The organism is Endozoicomonas sp. YOMI1 (assembly GCF_024606345.1).
Lineage (GTDB): Bacteria > Pseudomonadota > Gammaproteobacteria > Pseudomonadales > Endozoicomonadaceae > Endozoicomonas.
This window is the reverse complement of sequence record NZ_JAHHPM010000365.1, coordinates 1-2,267: the sequence shown is the minus strand read 5'-3', so window position 1 is coordinate 2,267 and position 2,267 is coordinate 1. Positions and strand designations below refer to the sequence as shown.

General features: G+C 42.9%; 2 protein-coding genes. Both read right to left on the bottom strand.

What is annotated here, in order from left to right:
• Positions 1–34 precede the first annotated feature (34 nt).
• Positions 35–397, bottom strand: coding sequence for a hypothetical protein (locus KDK15_RS13030; RefSeq protein WP_257295817.1), 363 nt, complete (start codon positions 395–397; stop codon positions 35–37).
• Positions 398–1,107: 710 nt separating this feature from the next.
• Positions 1,108–1,689 carry a hypothetical protein gene (locus KDK15_RS13025; protein ID WP_257295816.1) on the bottom strand — a complete coding sequence of 194 codons (582 nt, stop codon included), beginning with the start codon at positions 1,687–1,689 and terminating at the stop codon, positions 1,108–1,110.
• Between the last annotated feature and the right edge of the window lie 578 nt (positions 1,690–2,267).

Genomic DNA, 2,267 nt, shown 5'->3' with positions numbered 1-2,267 from the left:
AAATATAAAGTAATAAAAGCTCACGATAAAAGCCTTAATAACAAGAGCTATTCAGGAGACAGCCTCCCAGGAGGCTGTTACAGTCAGCATCCCCTTTCTCAGATTGCTGGCGAGCCTTCATTTTCCGGGTCTTTTCCCAGGCTCGTTTGGCAGCCTTCCCTTTCTCGGACGAACGGTAAGCCTTCCGGACAGCCTTCCCTCTTTCAGACTGTGCATAAGCCCTCCGGGTAGCCTTCCCTTTCTCGGACGAACGGTAAGCCCTCTGGGAAGCTTTCCTTTTCTCGGACCGTGACCAAGCCAGTTTGGCAGCCTTCAATTTGTCGGACTGTGCCAAAGCCTTATCACGATTGATGGCCAGAGACTCGCCAGCGCCGGAAGCAGAAGCTTTAAAATACAACGCATTTCCTGCTGGAGATGTATTTCGTTGACGCTGTTTACTATTTAGTTGAGGGTTAGTAATAGAAACTGGCACTGCTGGCGCAGAAAAAGGACCAACAAGATTGTGATTATTAGGTAATGGATTGGAATTCTCAACGGAATTGTGATGAATATCAACAACTGATGAGCTTTGCGGGGTTGATTTCCCTGAACCTGAAAAATTACTTCCAGCAGTTTTAAAACGGGAATCGCTGAATGGGTTATGAAAGCTTTCATTATATAAAATCAAGGGGTTTACATAATTACTTGGTGTTGTTTGATCAACTCGCAGTCCGAATACTAAACCACTTTTCAGTGACCAGTCTTTATAAGCTAATCCATTGTTCGACATAACAGACTCATACGCTTTCTGAAATGCCGAATAAAAAGAGTGTAAGTCAGAATATGAGTCTGACATTGAATTGTTGAGTTATGGAATTAAAGATTAGGACTATTCTTTCTTATAAAAGTTCCTCCCTGACACAACCTACTCAATATTTATGACAACAAGGCATAAGGATTTGCTATTATTATAAAAAAAATAACGATGTAAAAACTCCTCGAAAGCTAGCTCCTCACGGATGTGGAAGACGATTGTGATCGGGTATTGTTTTTCCCGGCTGACGGTCAAGAACCTGATTACTCTCTCGAAAGTGACCAAAACCTTCTTATCCTTCGATTGCTGACAGCTCAAGCAATTTGAAAAGCGGCCGGTGTTATACCAGTCGAGGTTGATTCAAGCTCATTATTTTTTGCTTTATTAGATTCTCTTATCAAGGCGACAGCTTGCTTACCAGCGATTTTTGCTTGTTCTTTATCACCGGTATTCTTGAAAGCTTTATAGTAAGCTTTCCGGTCAGTCTGCCACTTGCCGGACTGTGCGTAAGTCGTCCCTTTCTCTGACTTTTCCCTGGCTGGTTTGGAAGCCTCCCCTTTCTCAGACTCACGGTAAGCCTTCTGGTAAGCCTTCCGGGAAGCCTTCCCTTTCTCAGACTCACGGTAAGCCTTCCGGGAAGCTTTCCCTTTCCTGGACTGTTCGTAAGTTTTCTGGCAAGCCCTCTGGGAAGCCTTCCCTTTCTCAGACTCACGGTAAGCCTTCCGGGAAGCCTTCCCTTTCTCAGACTCACGGTAAGCCTTCTGGGAAGCCTTCCCTTTCTCGGACTGTGCGTAAGCCTTCCGGTAAGCCTTCTGTTTCTCGGACCGTGCGTAAACCTTATCATGAGAAATAGTCAAAGATTCACCGAAGCCGGAAGCAGAAGCGTTAACACCCAACTTATTTCCTGCAGGAAATGTATTTTGTTGAAGCTGTTCATTTAGTTGAGGGTTAATAATAGATATTGGCACCGTTGGTGCCGAGAATGGACAAACAAAATTTTGATTATTAGGCAATGGATTGGGTTTATGTGATAAGACTAACGGCTCGCTTTGTTCATATTCTTGAGAATAAATAACACTGACTGGCATTTTTTTAAAACAGGAGTCGTTTAATGGGTTATGGAAGCTTTCACCATATGAAATCAAGGGGTTTACATAATTACTTGGTGCCGTTTGATCAACTCGCAGACCGAATACCAAACCACTTTGCTGCGGCGAGCCTTTAAAAGCCAATCCGCTGTTCGACATAACAGACTCATACGCTTTCTGAAATACCGAATACAAGGATTGTGAGTTAAAATATGGATCAGCCATTGAATTGTTAAGTTAAGGAATTAATGATTAGGACTATTCTTTCTTATAAAAGTTCCTCCCCGTCAGATCCCATTCAATATTTATTTCAACTAAGCATAATGACATGCTAAGTAGTTGGCCAAATGGAATCGTATTTTTCTGGCTAAGTGGGCAGTTACTAT